Below are 26,286 nucleotides of genomic sequence, written 5' to 3' on the forward strand. Positions count from 1 at the left end.
GGGGGGACCCCCAGGGCGGCACGGGTGGGCACAGCGGCGCCCCGCCAAGCGCGGGCAAGCAGAGCCACGTGCCTCAGCCGCAGCCCACGGTCACCTGTCAAGCCGCCAGGTCCCGCTCCTCCGCCGCCGCCGACTCCTCGGCACCCTGGCGGCCGGACCCCGCCTCGTCCCGCCCCGCCCGGGAACCCCGCGCAGCCACCAGCCACCCACCCCACGCCGACCCCTCAACAGCCCTCAGCAGCGGCGTGAGCAGCGCCATGGCCAACGGAGACAGCAGCAGCGCGACAGCCGTACCCAGCGCGAACCCGCCCACGACGTCCGTCGGATAGTGCACGCCCATGTACACCCGGCAGAACCCCTCGAGCAGCGCCAGCCCAATGCCCACCAGCCCGAACCGCCGGTTGGCGACGAACAGCGCGACCCCCATCGCCATGGTGATCGTCGCGTGATCGCTCACGAACGAGTAGTCGGTCTTCCCGGACACCAGGACCTCCAGCCCCTGATGGTCCAGGAACGGCCGGGGCCGCTGCACAAACCCCCGTATCGGCACGTTCACCAGCACCGCGAGACCCGCCGCGAGCGGCACCCACACCAGCGCGGCGACGGCCGACGCCGCCTCGGCACCGCCCCGGCGCCGCACGGACCACCAGCACCACACCACGAGCAGCACCATGGCGAGCAGCAGCCCGTACTCACCGACGTACTCCATGACCTGGTCGAACCAGCGCGGCGCGTCCTTGGCCAGCCCGTTGATGTCATAGAGCAGGTTGACGTCGGGGTTCGACCCGGATTCGGCGAGTCCAGCCATGGCGCTGCGGCCCCTTCGTCGTGTCGTTCCGGACGCACCCGGTGTGCGCCGCCCCTGCCCACCCCCGTGGTCGTAGATCCGCTACCCCAACAGGAACGCACGACCCCGGCCGATACGTTCCGCACTCCACCGAATGATCACGCAGAAGTTATCGAAGAGAGATTCATCACCGCAGCTCAGGGGGCAGGTTCACAGGCGGTTCACACGGAGGTGGGGAGCGCTTTCGCGCCATCTTCGGTGACTCTGGTGGCTCCGAAGTAGTCCGGCGTGTCGATGGGGTCGAACCGGATCACCGCGCCCGGTTTCGGCGCGTCGATCATGTAACCGCCGCCGACGTAGATGCCCACGTGCCGGATGGCCCGCGAATTGGTCGGATCGTCGGAGAAGAACACCAGATCGCCCGGCAGCAACTCGTCCCGCTCGGGGTGCGGGCCGGCGTTGTACTGGTCGTTGGCGACCCGCGGCAGGGTGATCCCCACACTCTCGTACGCGGCCTTGGTCAGCCCCGAGCAGTCGAACCGTCCGCCCTGGTCGGCGGTGCCGTTCCCGCCCCACAGATAGGGCGTGCCGAGCTTGCTCTGCGCATAGGAGATGGCCGCGGCGGCCTGCTTGGAGGGATCGACGCGCCTGACGGGCGCGGCGAAGCTCTTCTCCAGGGTCGTGATGGTCTTCACGTAGTTCCGGGTCTCCGCGTACGGCGGCACACCCCCGTACTTGATGACGGCGTCCGGGCCCGCGTTGTAGGCCGCGAGCATGTTGTGGGTCGGGTTCCCCGGCGCGCTCTTGACGTACCGCGCGAGCTCGCAGTCGTAGGACGCGGCCGATGGAATCGCGTCATCCGGGTCCCAGACGTCGCGCTTGCCGTCGCCGTTGCCGTCGATGCCGTGCGTGGCCCAGGTGCCCGGGATGAACTGCGCTATGCCCTGCGCCGCGGCGGGGCTCTTGGCGTTCGGGTCGAACCCGCTCTCCTGGTACAGCTGGGCGGCCAGCAGCGCGGGGTTGATGGCGGAGCAGAGATTGCCCCACTTCTGCACGAGGGAGTGGTACGCGGCCGGCACCGAGCCCTTGGCGAGCCCCACGGATCCGCCGCCCACCCCGCCCGCGAGGTTCCCGGCGACGACGTACACGCCGACGACGAGCAGCACGACGAAGCCGAACGCGGTGCCGACGGCGGTGATCGCAACGATCCATGCCTTACGCACCGTCAACCGCCCCTCGCCGCCCGGGAGTCCGCCGTCGACAGTCTAGAGGCGCCCTCTGCGCTTTTGGAGTGATCACACACAGGGCGCAGGACAGCACGGCGGCCGTCCGCCGTGCGACCCCGACCCGGGCCGGGCGGGATCAGGGATCGGCGGCCGCGTCCTTGTACAGCTTCGCCGCCGCGGCCCCGAAGACCACGCTGTACGACGTGTCCGCCGTCGAGCCCCCCTGCTCGTACCCGCCGAGCACCCCGACGACCTGCCGGCCGCCGTTGATCCAGGGGCTGCCGCTGGTGCCGCCGGTGAACTCCGGGCAGTCGATGCGCTGCTGGCCGCTGCTGTGGGCGTGCGGCTTGTTGGTGCAGCTGACGGGCACCTCGCGCGTGTCCGGGTAGCCGGTGACGGTGACCGCGGCCGCCCCGGTCGCCGCCCCCGTGACGAAGCGGTTGGCGCCGACGACGTCCTCGATGCCCTTGCCGCTTCGCGGGGCGAGCACGGCGAAGGCCATGTCGCTGTCCTCGTCCTGGCCCTTGGACCAGCCGTCGGGCAGGAAACGCCTCTTGACCGTCCACACGCCGTACGGCGCCTGCCCGTCCCGGTAGCCCGGCACGAAGACCAGGGCGCCGCCGCTCAGACAGTGGGCGGCGGTCAGGATCAGGTTGCGGTTCGGGCTGTGCACCACGGAGGCCGTGCAGAAGTGGTTGCCCGTGAGATCGCCGGCCTTGTCCGCACCGGCCAGCACTCCGACCCGGGCGTTCTGCGGGGTCTTCGAGGTGACGGCCGTCACCCCGAGCGGGCCGGGCCCGTCGTCGGCGGCCGCGACGGAGGCCGAGGTGGCGGCCAGCAGCGCCAGGGCGGTGAACAAGGTGCGTTTCATCGGGCCCACCGTACTGGGCGCCACCGCCCCACGCCTGCCCACGCCGAGCAGACACCGGGACCGCGGCCTGCCGACGTGAGACCATCGGAACGGCCACACACCCGACTGGCCGTCAAAAACCATGGCGGGCAGCGAAAAACGTCAACGACGGGACCACACGACAGGTTCCGCTCGGACTTCATTGCCCGGCGTGACCTGCCGTGATACACAGAGTGACGATATATGCCAAACCCATAAGGCAATAGCGCCAAGTCGACATCGTCAGCGTGATTGTCGGCGAGAATGAGCCTGACCTCTGCGCGAGGACAGGGGACGTGGAACTACCCAACAGGGGCGGTGACTTACATGCTCTTTGCGGCCGACAAGGGAGACATCAACACCATCATCGGCGGGATCGCTCCGAACTGGGGCCCCTTCGGCAGCCTGGGCAACGAGGCCAAGGTGATGATCGAGGTGGTGATGGCCGTCGCCATCCTGCTCTGCCTCGGCATCGCCGTCTGGGGCGCCGCCAAGCAGCGCATCGGCGCCACGGCCCTGCGCGACACGTTCAGCGCCGAACAGGGCAAGGGACTGATCATCGCCGGCCTGACAGGGGTGTTCATCATCGGCTCGCTCGGCACGCTCTTCACCATCGTGTACGGCATGGCCGTGTAACCGGCGCACACCCGCGCATGCCGCGCACGGTGCTCCGTCCGCGCCGTGAGCCAGACCCCCCGGGCGCGCCCGGTGCCCCCGCTACCCCCACCCACCCACCGTGCCCACCGGCTGAGGTTGCGTTTCCCTGATGTCGAGTCACCACACCGCGTCCACACGGGAGCCAGCACGGCTACCGTCGTACTTCTACGCGTTCCGGTACGAGGTCGAGGGGGCGTACGGGGCATGAGTCACGGAGACGAGCACGGGTACGGCGACCTGGCGCGCGCCGACGACGGGCCGTACCGGGGCGGACAGACCCGCACCCGGCTCCCGGACCGGGCCGGCGACCCCTACGGCGGCGCTCGGCGCGGCAGCCGCTCGTCCTCGCGCAGCCTGATCACGGTGGTCGCCGTGGTCGTCCTCCTCGTCGCCGCGATCGCCTTCGCGAACCGCTCGGGCGGCGACGGGCCGCCCTCGGCGGACAGCGACGGCAACAAGCCGAAGGCGGCGGCGACCGCGGCGAGCGGCAAGCGGCCGGTGGAGACGAAGACGGGCGGCATCCCGTCGGGGTTCGCACACGACGAGCAGGGGGCGCAGAGCGCTGCCGCGAACTACGCCGTGACGCTCGGCTCCACCGGCATGCTCAAGAAGGACAGCCGGCGCGCCATCCTGGACCTCCTCTACACCCCCGACGCGGCAGCCGGACTCCAGGGGCCCATGGACCAGGCCTACTCGGCCGACTTCCTCGAGAAAATGGGCCTGGACGCCAACGGCAACCCGCCCGCCGGCAGCACGTTCGTCTCACGCGTGGTGCCCATCGGCACCACCGTGCAGCAGTACAGCGGCAGCAGCGCCAAGGTCGCGGTCTGGTACGTGGGACTCATCGGCATGTCCGCTCACACCTCGGCCGACCCGGTCACCTCGTCCTGGAAGACGTGGACGTTCGATCTCCAGTGGTCGGGAGACGACTGGAAGATCGTCTCCGACTCGCAGAAGAACGGCCCCACCCCGGTCCCCGGTGACGACAAGGCCGCCACCTCCGACGAGATCCGCAAGGCCACCGAAGAGTACGGAGGGTTCACGTATGCCCGGTAGCAAGCAGCGCCTGCTGGGGCTCACCGGAGTCGTGGCAGCCGTCCAGACGTCGGTCGTACTGCTGGCCACCCGCGCCGCCGCCGCGCCCACGCCCAGCCCGACGCCCACGCCGACGGAGAGCAAGAACAACTGCGACCTCATCCCCGGCGCCGCCAAGAAGTACTGCGAGCGCGGCAACGGCACCAGCAGCGGCGGCGGTTCCACGGCTCCCGACCCCACCTCCACCCTCGACCCCCTCTCCTCCCTCGCCAAAGGCTGTGCCGACGCCGCCTCCTGGACCGTCACCAAGCTCAGCAAGGCCGTGCAGGAGACGGCGAACGTCGACTTCACCAACCAGAAGTTCCTCCAGCAGTACGCCGTCGTGTTCGCCGCGTCGACGGTCCTCACGCTCCTGCTCTGGCTGCTGGCCGTGGCCAAGCGGGCCGTGCGCGGCGTACCGCTGACCACCGCGATCTCGGAGGCGGTCGGCTTCCTCTGGCTGACCGTGCTGGCCTCCGCCTTCACCCCGCTGATCCTCTACACGGTCGTATCGGCCACCGACGGCGTCTCCGACGTACTCGCGAAGGCGACCGGCAACCAGGCGGACACGTTCTTCGGCACGTTCTCCGCCGCACTCGGCAAGGGCGAGAACATCGGCGGCGGCCCGATCATGCTGATCGTCGTCTCCCTCGTCACCATCCTCGCCGCCGGCGTGCTCTGGCTGGAGCTGGTCATACGCGCCGCCCTGCTCTACGTCGGCGCGCTGCTCGGCACCGTCGTCTACGCCGGACTGGTCGACAAGAACCTGTGGGGACACGTACGCCGCTGGGCCGGAATCATGATCGCCGTGATCCTGGTCAAACCGGTCATCGTGATCGTGCTCGGACTCGCCGGCGCCCTGTCCTCCGGCGACGGCCCGGGCGCCTTCTCCGCCGTCGTCTCCGGCCTCGCCATCATCCTGCTCGCCATCTTCGCCAGCGCGATGATCTACCGCTTCGTCCCCGGCTTCGGCGACGAGATCGCGGCCGGCCGCAACAACCGCATCATGCGGAGCGCCGAGGGCAAGGCCGCGGCCGTCATCAGCTCCCCGGCCACCCTGGTCGCGCAGGGCATCAAGACCCACAGCACCCGGGCCGACAGCAACGGCGGCGGCCACTCCTCCGCCCCCCGCCCGGCCAACCCCGCCTCCGGCGGCGTCGCCGCACACAGCGCACGCGTCCCGGACAGCGGCGGCGGATCCGTCCCCTCCGCCGCACCCGCTCCCCGCGCACCCAGCCCGGTGACCACCCCACACGCAGGCAGGACCCGCAACAGCAGTACCAACCGCACGGGAGGTGAAGGGCGTTGACGACCGATTCCCACGTGTCCCACACGGTCACGCCCCGCCGTACGTATCTGATCGGCCGCGCCCGGCCGAACGCGATCGTCGGCCGCAACCGCGAGTCCGGCGAGATCGCCCTGATCATCGCCGGCGCGTTCCTCGGCATGATGTGCGGGCTCGTCGTCCCCGTGCTGTCCCTGCGCATCGTGCTGCTGACCGGCTTCCCGCTGCTGGCGCTCGCCGCGGTCTACGTGCCGTACCGGCACCGCACGTTCTACAAGTGGTTCGAGATCAACCGCTCCTACAAGCGCACGGTCAAGAACGGCGCCGCCTACCGCTCGGGCGCGATGGAGGCCGGCACGCGCCTGGACGGACGGGAGATCGAGATCGGGCCGCCGCCCGGCATCGGCCGCATCACCTGGCTCGCCGCGCCGTTCGGACCGGACGAGATCGCCGTACTGCTGCACGCCGACCGCAAGACGGTGACCGCCGCCATCGAGATCGAGGGCCCCGGCGTCGGCCTGCGCGACTCCGAGGACCAGGAAGCCCTCGTCGACCGCTTCGGCACCCTGCTCAAGCACGTGGCCAACGGCGACGGCTTCGTCACCCGCCTGCAGATGCTCGCCCGCACCCTGCCCGCCGACCCCGACGCCCACGCCAAGGACGTCGCCGTGCGCGGGAACGACCGGGCACCGGCCTGGCTGCAGCAGTCGTACGACCAACTGCAGTCCATGGTCTCCACCAGCAGCGAGCAGCACCGCGCCTACCTCGTCGCCTGCATGCACTACACCCGCGAACTCGCCGCCGAGGCCCAGGCCATGGCACGGGCCGCCCGGCCCCAGGCGGGCCGCAAGCTGGACCGGGACGCCGGACTCGCGGTCGTCATGGCCCGCGAGCTGACCGACATCTGCTCCCGCCTCCAGGAGGCCGACATCCGGGTGCGGCAGCCGCTCGGCCAGGGACGGCTGGCCTCGCTGATCCACTCCATGTACGACCCGGACCACCCGATCGACCACATCCAGGCGATGACCAGGCGCAACGCCTGGCCGGCCGAGCTGGACGCCAGGGAGCCGACGTACCTCCAGGCCAAGACCCGCGAGTCCGCAACCCGCGAGCCCTGGTGCCACGCCACCGCCTGGGTCAAGGAGTGGCCCATGACCCCGGTCGGCGTCAACTTCCTCGCGCCCCTGCTCGTCCACACCCCCGACGTCATCCGCACGGTCGCCGTCACGATGGACCTCGAACCCACCGAGGTCGCCATCGAGCGCATGCTGACCGAGAAGACCAACGACGCCGCCGAGGCCAGCCGCGCCGCCAAGATGAACCGCACCGTGGACCCGCGGGACGTACAGGCCCACCACCGCCTCGACCAGCGCGGCGAGGACCTCGCCAGCGGCGCCGCCGGCGTCAACCTCGTCGGCTGGATCACCGTCTCCTCCCGCTCCCCGGAGGCCCTGGCCCGCGACAAGCGGACCATCAGGGCCTCGGCCGGAAAGTCCTACCTGAAGCTGGAGTGGTGCGACCGCGAGCACCACCGCGCCTTCGTGAACACGCTCCCGTTCGCCACCGGAATCCGACGGTAGGGGCTGATGCTCTGATGCGGGACCCGCTGACCGCCCTCACGGACGCCTTCACTTCCTTCCTGTTCGGGAAGGTCGAGACGACCCGGCTGCCGGTGAGAACGTCCACGGGCCAGGCCCAGGCGGTCTACCTGCCCACCGCCGCACCCGGCCTCGGCGACTCGGGCGTCATCATCGGCCGCGAGGTGTACTCCGGGAAGGGCTACATCTACGACCCCTTCCAGCTGTACGGCCAGCAGCTCCCCGCCCCGCACTGGCTCGTCCTCGGCGAGTCCGGCAACGGCAAGTCGGCCCTGGAGAAGACCTACGTCCTGCGCCAGCTCCGCTTCCGCGACCGCCAGGTCGTCGTCCTGGACGCCCAGGGCGAGGACGGGGTCGGCGAGTGGAACCTGATCGCGGAGGAGCTGGGGATAACTCCCATCCGGCTCGACCCGATGGCGGCCCTGGACCACGGCATCCGCCTCAACCCCCTGGACCCGGCGATCACGACGACCGGGCAGCTCGCCCTGCTGAGGACCATCATCGAGGTCGCGATGGGCCACGGCCTGGACGAGCGCTCCGGCTTCGCCCTGAAGGTCGCGCACGCCTACGTCAACGAGACGATCGTCGAACGCCAGCCGGTGCTCTCCGACATCGTCGAGCAGCTACGGCACCCGGAGCCGGAGTCGGCCGAGGCGATGAACGTCGCCATAGACGACGTACGCGCCTGGGGCCTGGACGTGGCCCTGGTCCTGGACCGCCTGGTCGACGGCGACCTGCGCGGCATGTTCGACGGGCCGACGACCGTCGGCATCGACCTGGACGCCCCACTGATCGTCTTCGACCTGTCCCACATCGACCGCAACTCCATCGCCATGCCGATCCTCATGGCGATCGTCGGCGTATGGCTGGAGCACACCTGGATCCGCCCCGACCGGAAGAAGCGCATCTTCCTGGTCGAGGAGGCCTGGCACATCATCAACAGCCCGTTCGTGGCCCAGCTGTTCCAGCGGCTGCTGAAGTTCGGGCGCCGGCTGGGTCTGTCCTTCGTGGCGGTGGTGCACCACCTGTCGGACGTCGTCGACGGGGCGGCGGCCAAGGAGGCGGCCGCGATCCTGAAGATGGCGTCGACCAGGACGATCTACGCCCAGAAGGCCGACGAGGCACGGGCGACCGGCCGGGTGCTCGGCCTGCCCAGGTGGGCGGTCGAGATCATCCCGACCCTGACCCCCGGCATCGCGGTGTGGGACGTCAACGGCAATGTCCAGGTGGTCAAACACCTGGTCACCGAGACCGAACGCCCGCTGGTCTTCACCGACCGCGCCATGACCGAGTCCTCCAGCGACCTCGTCCCCGACGACGCCCTGCGCGCCGCCGAACGGGAGGCGGAGGAGCGGGCGGCGGCCTTCATGGAACAGCACATCGCCGACCTGGACGGCTCCTCCGAGTCGACGGTCGCCTAGGGAGACGTACGCGTGAGACCGGACGACCGCGACCACGGACAGGGCCGCCGGGACGGCCAGGGCGGCATTCCCGACGGCCTGCTGGTGGGCATCCTCGCCTTCCTGCTCGGCATGACCCTGCTGGTGTGGACGGCCACCGGACTCGCCGGCCTGTTCGCCCACGGCTCCTGGCCGTCCGGCGTCGCCTTCACCCGTACGCCGCTGGCGATGCGCCACCTCATGGGCGAGCCGCACGACATGCCCGGCGCCTGGCCGGACACGCCTGCGGGGCAGCTGTCGGGATACGGACTGTTCTGGGGGCTGTTCATCGGCCAGCTGATGGTGCTGTTCGTGCTGACCGTGTTCGTGATGGGCACGGCGGCCCGGTGGAGAGCCGTGCGGCTGCGCAGACGGGCGGAGGCAGCGGCGGTCCGGGAACGGGCGGCGGCACCGGAGCCGGAACCGGCACCTCGGGAGACACCGGCGCCAGTGCGGCATGAGGTCCCCGGCCAGCGGACGGCCACGGAACCCGAACAGCCGCTCGTGGACACGCGGCCGGTGGAGACGCCGTTGGCAGAGGCGCCTCTGGCAGTGGCGCCTCTGGTGAAGACCCAGGGCCCGGCGGAGCCCGAACAAACCGGCGGACAGGAGAAGATCCTCTTCGCCCCGAGGGAGAGCCGCCAGGCGACAGCCGCCCAGGTCATCCGGGACGCGGCAGGCCCGGCCCTCGTCATCACGTCCAACCCCGCCCTCTGGCAGGACACGAAGGACCCCCGGGCCAAACTGGGCCCGGTCCTCCTCTACGACCCCGCCCACCTGTGCGACACCCCGGCCCGCCTCCACTGGTCTCCCACCGCGGGCTGCGAGGACAAGGCAACGGCGGCGGCGAGAGCCACGGCGCTCCTCGCCCCGGTCCGCCCCACCGCCAAGATCGACCAGGCGACAGCCGACACCGCGGAAACCCTCCTGCGCAGCTTCCTCCACGCCGCCGCCGTGGACGGCCGCACCGTCCGCCACGTCCACCGCTGGTCCCAGGGGGCACAGGTCCAGGAGGCGGTGCGAGCCCTGCGCACGAACCCCAAGGCCGCCTCCGGATCGGCCGGCGAACTCGAGGCGGCACTCACCTCGCACCCCGAGCGCCGTGACATCGCCCAGGAGCTGACCAGCCGCGCACTGGCCTCACTGTTCACTGTGAACGTCCGCGACGCCTGCACTCCAAACCGAACTGATGCGCTCGCCTTGGATTCCTTTGCCGGCGAAGGGGGAACGCTTTACGTGGTGGGGGAATCCATCGAGGATCCCCGCACCAACCCGGGCGCGATGCCCCTTCTGACGGCACTCGCCTCAAGCGTGGTCGAGCGCGGCCGGCGCATGGCCGAACGGTCATCCTCCGGTCGGCTCGACCCACCACTCACACTCGTCCTGGACGACGTGGCCGCCGTCGCCCCGCTCCCCCAGCTCCCCGAGCTGCTGGCCGCGGGAGCCGACCGCGGGCTGCCGACACTGGCCCTGCTCCGATCCCGCGAACAGGCCCGCGCCCGCTGGCCGCACGACGAACTCCCCGCCTGATGTCCGCTGACGCTCAGGGACGCTCGAGCACGTACTCCAGCTCGGACTCCTCCGAGCCGGCCGACAGCGGCACAGTGACCCCGCTCGGCACGAAGCCGACCCTGCTGTAGAAGCGCAGGGCACGCCCGTTGGCCTCGTGCACGATCAGCCGCACCCGCTCCACACCGATCTCCCAGGCCCACTGGAGGGCCTCGTCGAACAGCACCTCGGTCAGCCCGCACCCACGGTGCTCGGGCCGGACGTACACGCCTACGACGTGCCCCTGCCGCCGCTCGACCGGAAAGCCGGCCCAGTCCGTGCTACCGGCCTCCTCCACGAGCACGGTGAGAGTCCCGACCCACTCCCCGCCCGGAGCCTCGACGATGAACTGCCGCCCGCCGGTCGCGCCCACCACAACGCCGGCCGTCCGCTCCTGCCAGAACGAATCCGGCTTGGCCATGGCGTCGTCGTACGTCTCCAGGAAGGCGAGGTGTGCCACGGGATCCTGGAGCGCGAGAAGCCGCAGCGCCTTCGCGCTCGGCCACTCCTCGGCACGTGGGGAACGGATGACGTACTGCTCGGTGCTGGGGCCAGTCATGGGGTCACCGTAATACGGCCAAAGAAAAAGGCCCACACCTTTTCGGTGTGGGCCTTTTACTCAATGTTTGTTCGGCGGTGTCCTACTCTCCCACAGGGTCCCCCCTGCAGTACCATCGGCGCTGTGAGGCTTAGCTTCCGGGTTCGGAATGTGACCGGGCGTTTCCCTCACGCTATGACCACCGAAACACTATGAAACCGTCAGCCGACCATGTGTGGCCACATGGGACCGTTCGTGGTTTCAGAACCGACACAGTGGACGCGAGCAACTGGGGACAAGCCCTCGGCCTATTAGTACCGGTCACCTCCACGCCTTGCGGCGCTTCCAGATCCGGCCTATCAACCCAGTCGTCTACTGGGAGCCTTACCCCATCAAGTGGGTGGGAGTCCTCATCTCGAAGCAGGCTTCCCGCTTAGATGCTTTCAGCGGTTATCCCTCCCGAACGTAGCCAACCAGCCATGCCCTTGGCAGAACAACTGGCACACCAGAGGTTCGTCCGTCCCGGTCCTCTCGTACTAGGGACAGCCCTTCTCAAGACTCCTGCGCGCACAGCGGATAGGGACCGAACTGTCTCACGACGTTCTAAACCCAGCTCGCGTACCGCTTTAATGGGCGAACAGCCCAACCCTTGGGACCGACTCCAGCCCCAGGATGCGACGAGCCGACATCGAGGTGCCAAACCATCCCGTCGATATGGACTCTTGGGGAAGATCAGCCTGTTATCCCCGGGGTACCTTTTATCCGTTGAGCGACGGCGCTTCCACAAGCCACCGCCGGATCACTAGTCCCGACTTTCGTCCCTGCTCGACCCGTCGGTCTCACAGTCAAGCTCCCTTGTGCACTTACACTCACCACCTGATTGCCAACCAGGCTGAGGGAACCTTTGGGCGCCTCCGTTACCCTTTAGGAGGCAACCGCCCCAGTTAAACTACCCATCAGACACTGTCCCTGATCCGGATCACGGACCCAGGTTAGACATCCAGCACGACCAGACTGGTATTTCAACGACGACTCCCACCGCACTGGCGTGCGGCTTTCACAGTCTCCCAGCTATCCTACACAAGCCGAACCGAACACCAATATCAAACTGTAGTAAAGGTCCCGGGGTCTTTCCGTCCTGCTGCGCGAAACGAGCATCTTTACTCGTAGTGCAATTTCACCGGGCCTATGGTTGAGACAGTCGAGAAGTCGTTACGCCATTCGTGCAGGTCGGAACTTACCCGACAAGGAATTTCGCTACCTTAGGATGGTTATAGTTACCACCGCCGTTTACTGGCGCTTAAGTTCTCAGCCTCGCCCACCCGAAGGTGAGCTAACCGGTCCCCTTAACGTTCCAGCACCGGGCAGGCGTCAGTCCGTATACCTCGCCTTACGGCTTCGCACGGACCTGTGTTTTTAGTAAACAGTCGCTTCTCGCTGGTCTCTGCGGCCACCCCCAGCTCGGAGTGCAAGACTCGTCACCGGGCGCGGCCCCCCTTCTCCCGAAGTTACGGGGGCATTTTGCCGAGTTCCTTAACCATAGTTCACCCGAACGCCTCGGTATTCTCTACCTGACCACCTGAGTCGGTTTAGGGTACGGGCCGCCATGAAACTCGCTAGAGGCTTTTCTCGACAGCATAGGATCATCCACTTCGCCGCAATCGGCTCGGCATCGGGTCTCACCCTGGTGAGTGGCGGATTTGCCTACCACTCGGGCTACACCCTTACCCCGGGACAACCACCGCCCGGGCTGGACTACCTTCCTGCGTCACCCCATCACTCACCTACTGACCGCTTGGTCCGGCGGCTCCACCACTCCCCTCAACTCCGAAGAGATCAGGGCGGCTTCACGGCCTTAGCATCACGATGCTCGATGTTTGACGCTTCACAGCGGGTACCGGAATATCAACCGGTTGTCCATCGACTACGCCTGTCGGCCTCGCCTTAGGTCCCGACTTACCCTGGGCAGATCAGCTTGACCCAGGAACCCTTGGTCAATCGGCGCACACGTTTCCCACGTGTGTATCGCTACTCATGCCTGCATTCTCACTCGTCAACCGTCCACGACTACCTTCCGGTGCCGCTTCACCCGGCAGACGACGCTCCCCTACCCAACCCAGCACCCGTTGGGGCTTGCCGCTGGATTGACACGACTTCGGCGGTACGCTTGAGCCCCGCTACATTGTCGGCGCGGAATCACTAGACCAGTGAGCTATTACGCACTCTTTCAAGGGTGGCTGCTTCTAAGCCAACCTCCTGGTTGTCTGAGCGACTCCACATCCTTTCCCACTTAGCGTACGCTTGGGGGCCTTAGTCGATGCTCTGGGCTGTTTCCCTCTCGACCATGGAGCTTATCCCCCACGGTCTCACTGCCGCGCTCTCACTTGCCGGCATTCGGAGTTTGGCTAAGGTCAGTAACCCGGTAGGGCCCATCGCCTATCCAGTGCTCTACCTCCGGCAAGAAACACACGACGCTGCACCTAAATGCATTTCGGGGAGAACCAGCTATCACGGAGTTTGATTGGCCTTTCACCCCTAACCACAGGTCATCCCCCAGGTTTTCAACCCTGGTGGGTTCGGTCCTCCACGAAGTCTTACCTCCGCTTCAACCTGCCCATGGCTAGATCACTCCGCTTCGGGTCTTGAGCGTGCTACTCAACCGCCCTGTTCGGACTCGCTTTCGCTACGGCTACCCCACCCGGGTTAACCTCGCAACACACCGCAAACTCGCAGGCTCATTCTTCAAAAGGCACGCAGTCACGAGAACGAGGCAAGCCCCGTTCCGACGCTCCCACGGCTTGTAGGCACACGGTTTCAGGTACTATTTCACTCCCCTCCCGGGGTACTTTTCACCATTCCCTCACGGTACTATCCGCTATCGGTCACCAGGGAATATTTAGGCTTGGCGGGTGGTCCCGCCGGATTCACACGGGATTTCTCGGGCCCCGTGCTACTTGGGTGTCTCTTCGACGAGCCGCTGACGTTTCGGCTACGGGGGTCTTACCCTCTGCGCCGGACCTTTCGCATGTCCTTCGCCTACGCCAACGGTTTCTGACTCGTCCTGTTGCCGGCAGACAACAGCAAAGAGATCCCACAACCCCGCATGCGCAACCCCTGCCGGGTCTCACACGCATACGGTTTGGCCTCATCCGGTTTCGCTCGCCACTACTCCCGGAATCACGGTTGTTTTCTCTTCCTGCGGGTACTGAGATGTTTCACTTCCCCGCGTTCCCTCCGCACTGCCTATGTGTTCAGCAGCGGGTGACAGCCCATGACGACTGCCGGGTTTCCCCATTCGGAAACCCCCGGATCACAGCCTGGTTGACGGCTCCCCGGGGACTATCGCGGCCTCCCGCGTCCTTCATCGGTTCCTGGTGCCAAGGCATCCACCGTGCGCCCTTAAAAACTTGGCCACAGATGCTCGCGTCCACTGTGCAGTTCTCAAACAACGACCAGCCACCCATCACCCCCGGACAACATCCGGAGTTCACTGGGGCCGGCGGCCGAGGAAAGGTCATTCCCTCAGACACCCAACAGCGTGCCCGGCCGGAACCCGTCCGGAGATCATGCGTTCCACGCTCCTGCGAGCAGTACTGGCAGCCTCCGGCCCGTGCATCCGGCCGAATAATCAACGTTCCACCCATGAGCAACCAGCACCGGGCACTCGCCGGTGTACTGGCCCCTGACCGGGCAAGCCCGGCAAGAAGTGCTCCTTAGAAAGGAGGTGATCCAGCCGCACCTTCCGGTACGGCTACCTTGTTACGACTTCGTCCCAATCGCCAGTCCCACCTTCGACGGCTCCCTCCCGCAAGGGGTTGGGCCACCGGCTTCGGGTGTTACCGACTTTCGTGACGTGACGGGCGGTGTGTACAAGGCCCGGGAACGTATTCACCGCAGCACTGCTGATCTGCGATTACTAGCAACTCCGACTTCATGGGGTCGAGTTGCAGACCCCAATCCGAACTGAGACAGGCTTTTTGAGATTCGCTCCGCCTCGCGGCATCGCAGCTCATTGTACCTGCCATTGTAGCACGTGTGCAGCCCAAGACATAAGGGGCATGATGACTTGACGTCGTCCCCACCTTCCTCCGAGTTGACCCCGGCGGTCTCCTGTGAGTCCCCAGCACCCCGAGGGGCCTGCTGGCAACACAGGACAAGGGTTGCGCTCGTTGCGGGACTTAACCCAACATCTCACGACACGAGCTGACGACAGCCATGCACCACCTGTACACCGACCACAAGGGGGACCCTGTCTCCAGGGTTTTCCGGCGTATGTCAAGCCTTGGTAAGGTTCTTCGCGTTGCGTCGAATTAAGCCACATGCTCCGCTGCTTGTGCGGGCCCCCGTCAATTCCTTTGAGTTTTAGCCTTGCGGCCGTACTCCCCAGGCGGGGAACTTAATGCGTTAGCTGCGGCACCGACGACGTGGAATGTCGCCAACACCTAGTTCCCACCGTTTACGGCGTGGACTACCAGGGTATCTAATCCTGTTCGCTCCCCACGCTTTCGCTCCTCAGCGTCAGTAATGGCCCAGAGATCCGCCTTCGCCACCGGTGTTCCTCCTGATATCTGCGCATTTCACCGCTACACCAGGAATTCCGATCTCCCCTACCACACTCTAGCCAGCCCGTATCGAATGCAGACCCGGGGTTAAGCCCCGGGCTTTCACACCCGACGTGACAAGCCGCCTACGAGCTCTTTACGCCCAATAATTCCGGACAACGCTCGCGCCCTACGTATTACCGCGGCTGCTGGCACGTAGTTAGCCGGCGCTTCTTCTGCAGGTACCGTCACTTGCGCTTCTTCCCTGCTGAAAGAGGTTTACAACCCGAAGGCCGTCATCCCTCACGCGGCGTCGCTGCATCAGGCTTGCGCCCATTGTGCAATATTCCCCACTGCTGCCTCCCGTAGGAGTCTGGGCCGTGTCTCAGTCCCAGTGTGGCCGGTCGCCCTCTCAGGCCGGCTACCCGTCGTCGCCTTGGTGAGCCGTTACCTCACCAACCAGCTGATAGGCCGCGGGCTCATCCTTCACCGCCGGAGCTTTCGACCCCCGCAGATGCCTGCGGGAGTGATATCCGGTATTAGACCCCGTTTCCAGGGCTTGTCCCGAAGTGAAGGGCAGATTGCCCACGTGTTACTCACCCGTTCGCCACTAATCCCCACCGAAGTGGTTCATCGTTCGACTTGCATGTGTTAAGCACGCCGCCAGCGTTCGTCCTGAGCCAGGATCAAACTCTCCGTGAATGTTTACCGGTAATCCGGTCGACACCACGAGAGCGGTGCGAGAGGAGGAATGATCCCCTCGCACACAGCGTCCTCGCTGTGTTTCTTCAAAGGAACCACGACCATCGGAGTGTTCCGACGGACGGGGTATCAACATATCTGGCGTTGATTTTTGGCACGCTGTTGAGTTCTCAAGGAACGGTCGCTTCCTTCGTACTCACCCTCGCGGGCTTTCCTCCGGGCGCTTCCCTTCGGTGTTTCCGACTCTATCAGACCTTTCCGATCCGATTTCCTCGGTGCTTTCCAGGTTCACGCTCTCGCGCTTTCCTTTCCGGCGGCCCCGACTCTATCAGATCCCTTTCGGCCTGATCCCCAGTCAGCGGGGTTCGCCATCACGGCCGTTGGGCCGTTCCGACGTCTCAAACCTTAGCGGATCCTCTCGGCGATTCCCAATCAGACCCTCGGGGTTCCGGTTCGGGATCGACGAGTCCCATGCGTGAATTGAATTTCGGGCGCGCCGAAAACAACCCGGCTGGGAGATCGTGCTTGTGGTTTGGGTGCCGCTTGTGCGGCGGGAGTGCTGCCGTAGGAACGTTACGTCTCTGTGGCAACCCGGAGAACGTTACGGATCCGGCGAGGGGCTGTCAAGCGTCCCGGCCAAGATTTTTTAGTCGAGGTCGCTGAGCCGTCCGCCGGCGTCCGGCTGGGCGTGCTCCACACGGCGGAGCAGCCTGATCAGGACCTCGCCGAGGGCCGTGCGCTCCGACGGGGAGAGGTCCTGCAGGAGGTCGCCCTCGAAGACCGTGGCCAGGCGCATGGCCTCGAGCCACTTCTCGCGGCCGGCGGGAGTCAGCTCCACGATGACACGGACGCGGTTGGACTCGTCGCGCTCCCGGGTGACCAGGCCCTCGGCGACCATCCGGTCGATGCGGTGGGTCATCGCGGCCGGGGTCAGGCCGAGGCGCTTGGCCAGGTCGCTCGGGCCCATGCGGTAGGGGGCTCCGGACAGGACAAGGGCCTTGAGGACCTCCCAGTCGGCGTTGGTGATGCCGAGCTCGGCGGTCTGCCGGCCGTAGGCGACGTTCATCCGGCGGTTGAGCCGGGACAGCGCGGAGACGATCTGCTCGACCTGGGGGTCGAGGTCCTGGAACTCGCGCTGGTAGGCGGCGATCTGCTCTTCGAGTGTCGGTTCAGTGCCGGTGGTGTCGCCCATGGGCGCAGTATGGCACGCCTCGGCTTGGTGTTGAAGTCCTTCGAGGTGTACTCTTCAGCGTCGAAATTTAGCTTCTAAGTCTTCAGTTCTAACTGCTGAGCACTTCAACCATCCGCCAAGAGAGACAAAGAGAGCAAGAGAGAGGTGAACGTGACCAGGGCGATGGGCGCAGCGATGCGCCGGATCCACGTGGGCAACGCACTCAGCGCGTTCGGGCTCGGCTTCACCGTCCCCTACCTGTACGTCTATGTGGCGCAGGTGCGGGGGCTGGGAGCCGTGACGGCGGGGCTCGTCCTCGCAGTCTTCGCCGTGGCCGCGCTGATCGTGCTGCCGTTCGCCGGCCGGGCGATCGTGCGGCGCGGCCCGCTGCCGGTCCTGCTCGCCGCCCTGGTCACGGCCGCGCTGGGCGCGCTGAGTCTGGGGCTGGTGGCGGGCGCCGGAGCCGTACTGCTGTCGGCGGCGGCGCTCGGCGCCGGACAGGCCGTGATGCAGCCGGCGCTGGCGACGATGATCGTGGACTGCTCGACAACGGAGACGCGGTCGCGGGCGTTCGCGATGCAGTTCTTCCTGCAGAACCTGGGGCTGGGTGTGGGTGGCCTCATCGGGGGTCATCTCGTCGACACCACTCGGGCCTTTTCCTTCACGCTGCTGTTCGCGATCGAGGCGGCGGTGTTCCTGCTGTTGGTCGTGCTGATGTCGACGGTGCGGATGCCGCACTCGCCGCGGATCGGGGACACGTCGGTGGGGGCCGGGCCGTCGGCGAAAGGCAGCTGGAAGCAGCTGCTCGGGAACCGTGCCATGGTGCAGCTGTGCGTGCTGGGCTTTGTGCTGTTCTTCGCCTGCTACGGGCAGTTCGAGTCGGGGCTGAGCGCATACGGCGTGGAGGCCGCCGGTATCTCGACGTCGACGCTGGGGACCGCGCTGGCCGCGAACACGTTGGTGATCGTGGTGGCGCAGTTCGCCGTGCTGAAGTTCGTCGAGCGGCGGAGGCGGTCGCGGGTGATCGCGGCGGTGGGGCTGATCTGGGCGCTCGCGTGGGCCGCGGCGGCGTACGCGGGGCTCGGGCACGGCAGCCATGTGATGGCCACGGCCGCGTTCGTGTCGACGTACGCGCTGTTCGGGCTCGGTGAGGCGATGCTGTCGCCGACGGTCGCGCCGCTGGTGGCGGATCTGGCGCCGGACGGGATGGCGGGGCAGTACAACTCGGCTTTCGCCCTGGTGAAGCAGTTGGCGTTGGCGCTGGGGCCGGCGGTGGGCGGGCCGCTGGGGGCCTCGCTGCCTGGGCCGTATGTGGTGACGTTTCTGCTGTTCTCGCTGTTGATCAGCGTGCTCGCGCTGCGGTTGGGGCGGGGGCTGACTCTGGTCCAGGACCATCCTTGGGCCGCGCGGAGCCGGGTGGTTGCGCGGGGCGGGGCGGTGACGGGGGTGGTGGCTGCGGAGGCGTGACCTCTGCCGTGCTTTGCCCACCTGCCCGCCCGTCTCGGTGGGGAGAGAGGTCCCCGGCCCTGGGGCTCCGCCCCAGACCCCGGCGGGGCCTTCGCCCCCTGCGCTCCCAGCGGGGCTCCGCCCCTCCTGCACCCCGGCGGCGGGACCCGGGCTCCGCGCTCTCCTCGGAGGGGCCCGGTGCTCCGCGCCCCTCCGGGGGAGTCCCGCTCAGACGCCCGTCACTGGCTTCCCGTTCCTCCCGCCCTCCCGCGGGAGCGTGAACTCGCACCAGACTGCCTTGCCGCCGCCTGGGGTTCTGCGGGAGCCCCAGCTGGTGGCGATCGTGGCGATGATGGCGATGCCGCGGCCGGACTCGTCGGCGGGGGTGGCGCGGCGGCGGCGGGGGAGGTGGTCGTCGCCGTCGGTGACCTCGATGATCAGGCGGCGGTCGGTGCGGCGCAGTCGCAGGCGCATGGGCGGGGTGCCGTGCTGGAGGGAGTTGGCGACCAGTTCGCTCGCGGCGAGGACTCCCAGGTCGTGCAGGTCGGGCGGGAAACGCCAGCTGGTGAGGACGCCGGAGGCGAACGCACGCGCGCGCGGGGCTGCTTCCACTCCGCCGAGCAGTTCGAGGGCCGCGTTGCGGAAGAGCTCGCTGTCCGGGCCGGTGCGGGCCGGGTGCTGGAGGACGAGGACGGCCACGTCGTCGTCGTGGTCGGCCTGGACGCCGGCCGAGCGGACCAGGCGGTCGCAGATCACCTGGGGGGTGCCGGTGGCGCCGGCGAGGGCGCGTTCCAGGGACGCGATGCCCTCGTCGAGGTCCTCGTCGCGTCGTTCCACCAGGCCGTCGGTGTAGAGGACCGCCGTGGAGCCGGGGCCCAGGGGGACCGAGCCGGAGGCGTGCACCCAGCCGCCGGTACCGAGCGGCGGGCCGGTGGGTTCGTCGGCACGCTGGACGGTGCCGTTCTCGTCGCGGACGAGGATCGGCAGGTGCCCGGCGGAGGCGTACACCAGCCGGCCCTCGTTGGGGTCGTGGACGGCGTAGACGCAGGTCGCGATCTGGTTGGCGTCGATCTCCGTGGCGAGGCCGTCGAGGAGCTGGAGCACCTCGTGCGGGGGGAGGTCCAGACGGGCGTAGGCCCGGACTGCGGTGCGGAGTTGCCCCATGACCGCGGCCGCCCGCACGCCGCGTCCCATCACGTCGCCGATGACCAGGGCCGTGCGGCCGCCGCCGAGGGTGATGACGTCGTACCAGTCGCCGCCGACCGCGGCTTCCGTGCCGCCCGGCTGGTAGGTGGCGGCGATGCGCAGGTCGTCGGGCTGTTCCAGGACCTGGGGGAGGAGTGAGCGCTGGAGGGTGACCGCGGTCTCGCGCTGCCGGCGCTCGCTGGCGCGCAGCCGTTCGGCGGCCTCGGCGTGGTCGGTGACGTCGGTGGCGAAGACCAGTACGCCGGTGCCCGCGGTGTGGTGGTCGCCGTCGGCGACCGGCGTGCAGGTGAACGTGTACGAGCGTCCGTCCGGAGCCTTGCGGGACTTCAGGGTGCGGGGCCTGCCGCTGCGCAGGACCTGTTCGAGGAGCGGGAGCAGGCCCAGTTCGCGCAGTTCGGGCAGGGCCTCGCGGGCGGGTGCGCCGAGGGGGCGTGTGCCGAAGGCCGCCGCGTAGGCGTCGTTGACGTAGGCGATGCGGTGGTCGGGGCCGTGGACGAGGGCGACGAGGGCCGGGACGCGGTCGAGGACCTCGCGCGCGGGGAGCTCGTCGACGGCGGGCACCGGTACCGGCTCGTCGGTCAGTTGTTCGGCGCGGGCCGCGGGTACGGAGCCGTCCGCCCGGCGGGCCGGGACGGCCGCGAGCTCGGTCCGCGCTGCGGCGCGGCGCTGCGTTCCGGGGATGCCGGGGAGCCGGGCGCTCCAGCGCGTGAAGTTCACGAATCCTTGCCTCGTGTCGTCGTCTCAGGCCGGCTCCGGGCCCGGCCGGGAATCTGGGGCCGCGCGGCGGTGCCGCACATTCTTACCGCCCCGGGGGTGCGTCACGGCGGGAATGCGTCATCCGTGGGACGCCGGGGCGTGCGGTGAAGTTCCTCGGTCCGGTCAGGACGACCCTTTCGGGTTGATGTTCGGGTCGAGAGGATGCTTTCCACCGGCAGCGAGTTCGAACTCCGCCCTGGGATGTTCGAGCGAACCCAGGGAGACGATCTCCCGCTTGAACAGTCCCGCGAGCGTCCATTCGGCGAGCACCCGGGCCTTGCGGTTGAAGGTGGGCACCCTGCTGAGGTGGTAGGCGCGGTGCATGAACCAGGCGGGGTAGCCCTTCAGTTTGCGCCCGTAGACCTGTGCGACGCCCTTGTGCAGTCCGAGCGAGGCGACCGATCCGGCGTATTTGTGCGCATACGTCTCAAGGGGCTCGCCGCGCAGGAAGTGGCCGATGTTGTCGGCCAGGAGCCTGGCCTGGCGGAGGGCGTGCTGGGCGTTGGGCGGGGTCAGGCTGCCCGGTTCGGCGGCGGTGACGTCGGGGACGGCGGCGGCGTCACCCGCGGCCCAGGCGTGTTCGACGCCGTCGACGGTCAGCCGGGCGGTGCACTTCAGCCGCCCGCGTCCATTGAGCGGCAGGTCGGTGGCGGCGAGGAGGGGGTGCGGTTTGACGCCGGCGGTCCACACGACCGTACGGGTCGGGAAGCGCTGCCCGTCGCTGAGGACGGCGACCCGGTCGGCGCAGGACTCCAGGCGGGTGCGGAGCAGGACCTGGATGTTGCGGCGGCGCAGTTCGGTGACGGTGTAGCGGCCCATCTCCTCGCCGACCTCGGGCAGGATCCGGTTCGAGGCCTCCACGAGGATCCACTTCATGTCCCCGGGCTTGACGTTGTGGTAGTAGCGCGTGGCGTAGCGGGCCATGTCCTCCAGTTCGCCGAGCGCTTCCACGCCCGCGTAGCCGCCGCCGACGAAGACGAAGGTGAGGGCGGCGTCGCGAACCTCGGGGTCGCGGGTGGAGGAGGCGATGTCCATCTGTTCGAGGACGTGGTTGCGCAGGCCGATGGCCTCCTCGACGGTCTTGAAACCGATGCCGTAGTCGACGAGGCCGGGGATGGGCAGGGTGCGCGAGACGGAGCCAGGGGCGAGGACGAGTTCGTCGTACGTCAGCTTCTCGGTGCCCCCGGTCTCCTCGGTGGCGAGGGTGGTGAGGGTCGCGGTGCGGTGCGCGTGGTCGATGGAGGTGGCCTCGCCGACGATGATGCGGCACTGGTCGAGGACGCGGCGCAGGGGTACGACGACGTGCCGGGGGGAGATCGCGCCGGCGGCGGCTTCGGGCAGGAACGGCTGATAGGTCATATAGGGGTCGGGCGTGACCACCGTGACCTCGACCTCGCCCCGCCTGAGCTCCTGTTTCATCGTCCGCTGCAGGCGCAGGGCCGTGTACATCCCGACGTAGCCGCCGCCGACAACGAGAATGCGCGCACGTTCCTTCACCATCCCATGACGCACCGGACGCAGTCGTTTGTCCACAGGCCCGGCGAATTGTGTGACCGCCGGCCGGAGTGGCGCGGGGTTGGCCGAAATATCGCTATAGAGGGAAGGGTGCAGGTCAGCGGGTGTGGGGTGACTGCGAGAGGGGGTGCAATCCGGACGTATGCGGCCCGTGCTCCGATCGGGGGGCGCTCCGTACGGAACCTGCCCCTTCTGAATTGACTCCCGCTCAACTATGTTCGTGTGTCGACGGGGTGTGGGGGATGTGGTCGAGCGAGCCCGCGGAGTACCACCGGATCTCGGGGGCGGGCCCGGTCGCGTGCGATCTCCGCTGTGCGCATCCCGGAATCAGGGATGGGGAGAGTCTCCGGGGGGAGACGTCACTATCGGGGGATCACTTATGCACATTCAGGACACTCATTGGTCCGCCGCGTCCACCGCGTCCACCGTCGCGCCGGCCGGCGGAGCGATGAGCACGGCGGCGGGCAACGGGCGCGGAGAGGAAGCCCGGCCCGGCCGGGCGACGCCGCTGCGCGTGGACGCGCAGCGCAATCTCGAGCATGTGCTGCGGGCGGCGCGCGAGGTCTTCGGCGAGCTGGGGTACGGCGCGCCGATGGAAGACGTGGCGCGGCGCGCGCGGGTCGGCGTCGGCACGGTGTACCGGCGCTTTCCGAGCAAGGACGTCCTGGTGCGGCGGATAGCCGAGGAGGAGACCTCCCGGCTGACCGACCAGGCACGGGCCGCGCTCGGCCAGGAGGACGAGCCGTGGTCGGCGCTCTCCCGCTTCCTGCGCACGTCGGTGGCGTCCGGCGCCGGGCGGCTGCTGCCGCCGCGGGTGCTGCGGGTCGGCGTCGCCGAGGACCGCTCCGGCGGTGCCGGCCAGGCGGCCGACGCGCGGCTGCCGCACCAGCGGACCCAGCCGGGCGGCGGGGAGCTCAGGCTCGTGCCCGACGGCGTGGCGGACGACGACGCCGGGGTGGCGGAGCTGCTCGAGGTCGTGGGGCGGCTCGTGGAGCGTGCGCGCGCGGCGGGCGAACTGCGGCCGGACGTGTCGGTGTCGGACGTGCTGCTGGTCATCGCCACGGCGGCACCCTCGCTGCCGGACGCGGCCCAGCAGGCCGCGGCGTCGGCACGGCTGCTGGACATCCTGCTGGAGGGTCTGCGCTCACGGCCGGCGTGAACCGGGTGCGGCTCCGGGGTCGGGCGCGCGGGTTTCCTCGTACGGGTGACGACCGGCCACCGGGGAACGGGAAGTCCCCGCGGGCGGGTGGAGAGCCCTTGCTGCCGGGGCCCGGCCGGCGGGCGGTGCGGCAGTCGCGGCCGACGCTCGCGCGGTCCCTCCCCGGCGCAGGGCGCTGTGCCCGTGCGGCGCGGGTGGTACGAGGACGGTGTGCCGGCCGCCTTTGATGGGGCTGCCGTCGTCCGGCGCCGGGCTGATCGGGCGGATGCGCGCGGTGACCGGGTACGGCGACTGCCCCGTGGTCGTCGGCCTCAACCGCGCGTGCTCCGCCTACGGCGCCGGGGTCGGCAGGGTGTCCCTCTCTGTGTGCGCCGGCGGGCGTGCCTGTGGGGCTCCGGGGCGAACGGCGGCGCCGGCCCTGCCGTTCCCGTCCCTGCGGACCTCGTCGGCCACCGAGCCGTATCCGCTCAGCCGCCGGAGGCCAGCGCGCTCCGCTGCGGGGCGATTCCCGCCGGTACCGCGCGGGCACGCGCGGGCGTGCCGGTCCAGCAGGTGCCGCGGCGGGAGAGGAGGCGGCGCAGCCACAGTTCCAGGGACACGAGGTCCGCGAGGCCGTCCAGCGGGAGGGGTTCGCCCTGGGCCGCCGCGCGCAGTGCCTTGCGGACCACGCGGGCCTCCACCAGGCCGGCCTCGGCGAGCAGGGGTGTGGCGAAGAGGTCCACCAGGTCGTTGACGGCCACGCGCAGGCCCGTGCGGGCGGCGGCGGCCGCCGAGGCGTGCGAGGGGGCGCCCCAGCCGGGCGGCAGATCGTCCACTCCGGCGCCCTGAAGAACCGTACGCAGGATCGCCGCCCGCGCGCCGGGCTGCACCCGCAGGGCCTCCGGCAGGGCGCGGCAGGCGCGGACGACCTGGTTGTCGAGGAACGGCATGTGCAGCCGCTGGGAGCGGATCTCGGCGGCCTGCTCCAGGACGCGCAGGTCCGCCGCCTGCCGGGCGAGGGCGGTACGCGCGCGATGGTCGCCCGGCCGCTGCCCCGGCCCCACCGCGGAACGGCTCGACGCCCCCTGCAGGCGAACCGATACTTCAGCCAGCGCCTCCCCGGTCAGCCACCGGGCCGCGGGCCCGGGTCTGGCCCAGGTGAGTGCGGCCAGCGACGCACCGACGGTGCCCGCGGGCTCGTCGAAGCGGCGGTGCAGCAGCCGTTCGGCGAGCAGGTCGAGTCCCGCGCGGTAGGGCGTCCGCGCCAGCCGGCGCGCCGCGCCGTACACGCGCGCGGGGACCATGACCGATCCGTCGGCCTTGGCGAGCGCGGCGACGGGCCGGACCAGATGGCGGCGCTTGCGGTCCATCAGCAGGTCGGCCAGGCGCGCGGGATGGGCGTCCAGGACCTGCCGGGCGCCGTGGCCGGTGAAGTGGTCGGCGCTGCCGGAGGCGAGCCGCGCGCGGTGCCGTGCCGCCGCGACCAGGGACGGGCCCGGCTCGTCGGTCAGGGGGCCGTCGAGGTCGGCGTAGGGCAGTACGTCCTCGCCGCCGGTCACCACCACGTGGTGCAGGCGCGGTCCCGCCGCGAGCGCTCCGGCGCGCTCGAGTTCGGCCTCGCGCCCGGCGGCCGTGAGGTCGTTGAAGGTGACGGCCAGCAGGCGCTCGCCGGCTCCGGTGCCGTGGCCCAGGAGGGTGCCCGGCATACCGGGGAGCCCGGCGGCCAGCAGGGCCAGCGTGCCCGAGGCCGGTCCCCCGGACAGGTCGGCGCCGATGCCGGGCACCGGCATCCCGCGGGCCGCGCGGCGCTCGGCGGGCCCCATGCCGGGCACCGGTCCGGGGTCGAGGTCGGGTACGTGCCGGGGCGCGGACAGGCGGGCGCGGACGGCCTCCACCAGCGCGTCGCGCACCGCGGCGACCGCGCTGTCCGGGTCGGCGGGGGGTGCCGCGACCGCGAGTGAGGCGACCGGCTCGTACCCGGCGACCTCACGCGCCCCCGCGCGCAGGATCAGCGCATGCCCCGGCGGAATGCGCCGTACGCCGTCGTACGGCGTGGAGTCGTGCAGCGCGGCCGGTACGTCGGGGGCGGCCAGCAGGGCGGCCAGGTGCCCGAAGTCGAGGTTGGCCTCGATGAGGTCGGCCAGCGGCAGCGCGGCCGTCGCATACGCCGTGCCGCCGGCCCAGGGGGTGTGGAACACCGGGCGGGCGCCGGCGAGATCGCCGCAGACGGTGACGCGGCGGCCCACCCGCACGACGGCGGTGTAGCTGCCGGGCCAGGCGGTCAGGTGCCGCAGCGCGCCGCCGCGCGCGGCGAGCAGGCCGACCCGCAGCTGTTCGTCGGAGGCTCCGCAGGTGCCGAGCACTGCGATGCTGGTCCGGTCGTCGGCCCGCACCACTCGGACCTCGTCCGGACGCCAGTCGCCGACCGCCCACAGCGGGTCGGGATCGCCCCACAGCATCTGGGAGCCCACCGGATGCACGGTCTGTCCGTCGTGTCCGGTGGCGCCCGCGGAGCCGGTCCCGGCGGTCCCCGCGGCGGTGCTGCTCCATCCCACCAACCACCGCATCGACGCCTCCACAGCCTGTGGACAACCAGTGCACCGCACGAACCGGGACACCATGCTGCCACGAAGGAGGCGCGCCGGAAGGGAGGCGGAGCCGCCTTCGGTGCACTGCGCGCGCCCTCGCACGCCTGCCCGGACGGTGGCGAACGCCCCTACCGTACAAGGCCGCTGCGACGCGAATGCGCCCTCTGATGCGCTCCTATCAA

General features: G+C 69.2%; 16 protein-coding genes and 3 rRNA genes. 8 read left to right on the forward strand and 11 right to left on the reverse strand.

Annotation, left to right across the window (positions count from 1 at the left end; translation table 11 throughout):
* Positions 1 to 97: 97 nt before the first annotated feature.
* The 3 genes from ACX25U_RS16690 to ACX25U_RS16700 form a co-directional block, all read right to left on the reverse strand.
* Entirely contained in the window at positions 98 to 808 is a 711-nt protein-coding gene (locus tag ACX25U_RS16690; protein ID WP_454392920.1) for a phosphatase PAP2 family protein, read from the reverse strand.
* 200 nt (positions 809 to 1,008) lie between these two features.
* Complete coding sequence (locus ACX25U_RS16695; protein WP_454392922.1) at positions 1,009 to 2,010, reverse strand: C40 family peptidase; 1,002 nt, start codon at positions 2,008 to 2,010, stop codon at positions 1,009 to 1,011.
* A gap of 139 nt (positions 2,011 to 2,149) precedes the next feature.
* On the reverse strand, positions 2,150 to 2,884 hold the full coding sequence (locus ACX25U_RS16700; RefSeq protein WP_454392924.1) for a trypsin-like serine peptidase: 735 nt from the start codon (positions 2,882 to 2,884) through the stop codon (positions 2,150 to 2,152).
* Between the two features lie 345 nt (positions 2,885 to 3,229).
* Between ACX25U_RS16700 and ACX25U_RS16705 the strand changes: the two genes are divergently transcribed.
* From ACX25U_RS16705 to ACX25U_RS16730, 6 genes are all read left to right on the forward strand, one after another.
* Positions 3,230 to 3,538: a hypothetical protein gene (locus tag ACX25U_RS16705; RefSeq protein ID WP_009189392.1), complete on the forward strand. Its 309-nt coding sequence runs from the start codon at positions 3,230 to 3,232 to the stop codon at positions 3,536 to 3,538.
* Positions 3,539 to 3,763: 225 nt separating this feature from the next.
* Positions 3,764 to 4,615 carry a hypothetical protein gene (locus ACX25U_RS16710; protein ID WP_454392926.1) on the forward strand — a complete coding sequence of 284 codons (852 nt, stop codon included), beginning with the start codon at positions 3,764 to 3,766 and terminating at the stop codon, positions 4,613 to 4,615.
* Positions 4,605 to 5,942: a hypothetical protein gene (locus tag ACX25U_RS16715; RefSeq protein ID WP_454392928.1), complete on the forward strand. Its 1,338-nt coding sequence runs from the start codon at positions 4,605 to 4,607 to the stop codon at positions 5,940 to 5,942. Before ACX25U_RS16710 ends, ACX25U_RS16715 begins: the two co-directional genes overlap by 11 nt.
* A complete protein-coding gene (locus ACX25U_RS16720; RefSeq protein WP_454392929.1) occupies positions 5,939 to 7,498 on the forward strand; it encodes an SCO6880 family protein in 1,560 nt (519 codons plus the stop codon). The genes ACX25U_RS16715 and ACX25U_RS16720 overlap by 4 nt, the downstream gene beginning before the upstream one ends.
* Positions 7,499 to 7,512: 14 nt before the next feature.
* Positions 7,513 to 8,937 (forward strand): ATP-binding protein, encoded by a 1,425-nt coding sequence (locus ACX25U_RS16725; RefSeq protein ID WP_454392931.1) that lies wholly within the window; start codon positions 7,513 to 7,515, stop codon positions 8,935 to 8,937.
* A 12-nt stretch (positions 8,938 to 8,949) separates the two neighbouring features.
* Positions 8,950 to 10,485 (forward strand): type IV secretory system conjugative DNA transfer family protein, encoded by a 1,536-nt coding sequence (locus ACX25U_RS16730; protein ID WP_454392933.1) that lies wholly within the window; start codon positions 8,950 to 8,952, stop codon positions 10,483 to 10,485.
* 13 nt (positions 10,486 to 10,498) lie between these two features.
* Here ACX25U_RS16730 and ACX25U_RS16735 read toward each other — a convergent pair whose 3' ends face one another.
* The 5 genes from ACX25U_RS16735 to ACX25U_RS16755 all read right to left on the reverse strand — a co-directional run bounded on the left by ACX25U_RS16735 (position 10,499) and on the right by ACX25U_RS16755 (position 17,476).
* On the reverse strand, positions 10,499 to 11,062 hold the full coding sequence (locus tag ACX25U_RS16735) for a GNAT family N-acetyltransferase (protein ID WP_454392935.1): 564 nt from the start codon (positions 11,060 to 11,062) through the stop codon (positions 10,499 to 10,501).
* A 69-nt stretch (positions 11,063 to 11,131) separates the two neighbouring features.
* A 5S ribosomal RNA gene (gene rrf, locus ACX25U_RS16740) occupies positions 11,132 to 11,248 on the reverse strand.
* Between the two features lie 84 nt (positions 11,249 to 11,332).
* A 23S ribosomal RNA gene (locus ACX25U_RS16745) occupies positions 11,333 to 14,454 on the reverse strand.
* Positions 14,455 to 14,758: 304 nt separating this feature from the next.
* Positions 14,759 to 16,284: ribosomal RNA gene (locus ACX25U_RS16750) — 16S ribosomal RNA — on the reverse strand.
* The 16S, 23S and 5S rRNA genes sit together here, the layout of an rRNA operon.
* Before the next feature lie 646 nt (positions 16,285 to 16,930).
* A complete protein-coding gene (locus ACX25U_RS16755) occupies positions 16,931 to 17,476 on the reverse strand; it encodes a MarR family winged helix-turn-helix transcriptional regulator (protein ID WP_454392937.1) in 546 nt (181 codons plus the stop codon).
* A gap of 174 nt (positions 17,477 to 17,650) precedes the next feature.
* Here ACX25U_RS16755 and ACX25U_RS16760 point away from each other — a divergent pair, with 174 nt between their 5' ends.
* Positions 17,651 to 18,922, forward strand: a complete 1,272-nt coding sequence (locus tag ACX25U_RS16760) for an MFS transporter (RefSeq protein WP_454394320.1) — start codon at positions 17,651 to 17,653, stop codon at positions 18,920 to 18,922.
* Between the two features lie 207 nt (positions 18,923 to 19,129).
* On the opposite strand, the gene ACX25U_RS16765 is transcribed toward ACX25U_RS16760, so the two are convergent.
* Positions 19,130 to 20,824 (reverse strand): ATP-binding SpoIIE family protein phosphatase, encoded by a 1,695-nt coding sequence (locus ACX25U_RS16765; protein WP_454392939.1) that lies wholly within the window; start codon positions 20,822 to 20,824, stop codon positions 19,130 to 19,132.
* 162 nt (positions 20,825 to 20,986) lie between these two features.
* Positions 20,987 to 22,363 carry an NAD(P)/FAD-dependent oxidoreductase gene (locus ACX25U_RS16770; RefSeq protein WP_454392940.1) on the reverse strand — a complete coding sequence of 459 codons (1,377 nt, stop codon included), beginning with the start codon at positions 22,361 to 22,363 and terminating at the stop codon, positions 20,987 to 20,989.
* A 394-nt stretch (positions 22,364 to 22,757) separates the two neighbouring features.
* Between ACX25U_RS16770 and ACX25U_RS16775 the strand changes: the two genes are divergently transcribed.
* Positions 22,758 to 23,537, forward strand: a complete 780-nt coding sequence (locus tag ACX25U_RS16775; RefSeq protein ID WP_454392941.1) for a TetR/AcrR family transcriptional regulator — start codon at positions 22,758 to 22,760, stop codon at positions 23,535 to 23,537.
* A gap of 467 nt (positions 23,538 to 24,004) precedes the next feature.
* Here the strand turns inward: ACX25U_RS16775 and ACX25U_RS16780 are convergent, their stop codons facing one another.
* Complete coding sequence (locus tag ACX25U_RS16780; protein WP_454392943.1) at positions 24,005 to 26,083, reverse strand: asparagine synthase-related protein; 2,079 nt, start codon at positions 26,081 to 26,083, stop codon at positions 24,005 to 24,007.
* Positions 26,084 to 26,286 lie beyond the last annotated feature (203 nt).

It is taken from the genome of Streptomyces sp. JNUCC 63 (assembly GCF_054366325.1).

Coding starts and splice junctions, on each gene's coding strand:
- ACX25U_RS16690 (WP_454392920.1), bottom strand. CDS start 808: ATGGCTGGACTCGCCGAATCCGGGTCGAACCCCGACGTCAACCTGCTC.
- ACX25U_RS16700 (WP_454392924.1), bottom strand. CDS start 2,884: ATGAAACGCACCTTGTTCACCGCCCTGGCGCTGCTGGCCGCCACCTCG.
- ACX25U_RS16705 (WP_009189392.1), top strand. CDS start 3,230: ATGCTCTTTGCGGCCGACAAGGGAGACATCAACACCATCATCGGCGGG.
- ACX25U_RS16710 (WP_454392926.1), top strand. CDS start 3,764: ATGAGTCACGGAGACGAGCACGGGTACGGCGACCTGGCGCGCGCCGAC.
- ACX25U_RS16715 (WP_454392928.1), top strand. CDS start 4,605: ATGCCCGGTAGCAAGCAGCGCCTGCTGGGGCTCACCGGAGTCGTGGCA.
- ACX25U_RS16725 (WP_454392931.1), top strand. CDS start 7,513: ATGCGGGACCCGCTGACCGCCCTCACGGACGCCTTCACTTCCTTCCTG.
- ACX25U_RS16735 (WP_454392935.1), bottom strand. CDS start 11,062: ATGACTGGCCCCAGCACCGAGCAGTACGTCATCCGTTCCCCACGTGCC.
- ACX25U_RS16755 (WP_454392937.1), bottom strand. CDS start 17,476: ATGGGCGACACCACCGGCACTGAACCGACACTCGAAGAGCAGATCGCC.
- ACX25U_RS16760 (WP_454394320.1), top strand. CDS start 17,651: ATGCGCCGGATCCACGTGGGCAACGCACTCAGCGCGTTCGGGCTCGGC.
- ACX25U_RS16770 (WP_454392940.1), bottom strand. CDS start 22,363: ATGGTGAAGGAACGTGCGCGCATTCTCGTTGTCGGCGGCGGCTACGTC.
- ACX25U_RS16775 (WP_454392941.1), top strand. CDS start 22,758: ATGCACATTCAGGACACTCATTGGTCCGCCGCGTCCACCGCGTCCACC.
- ACX25U_RS16780 (WP_454392943.1), bottom strand. CDS start 26,083: ATGCGGTGGTTGGTGGGATGGAGCAGCACCGCCGCGGGGACCGCCGGG.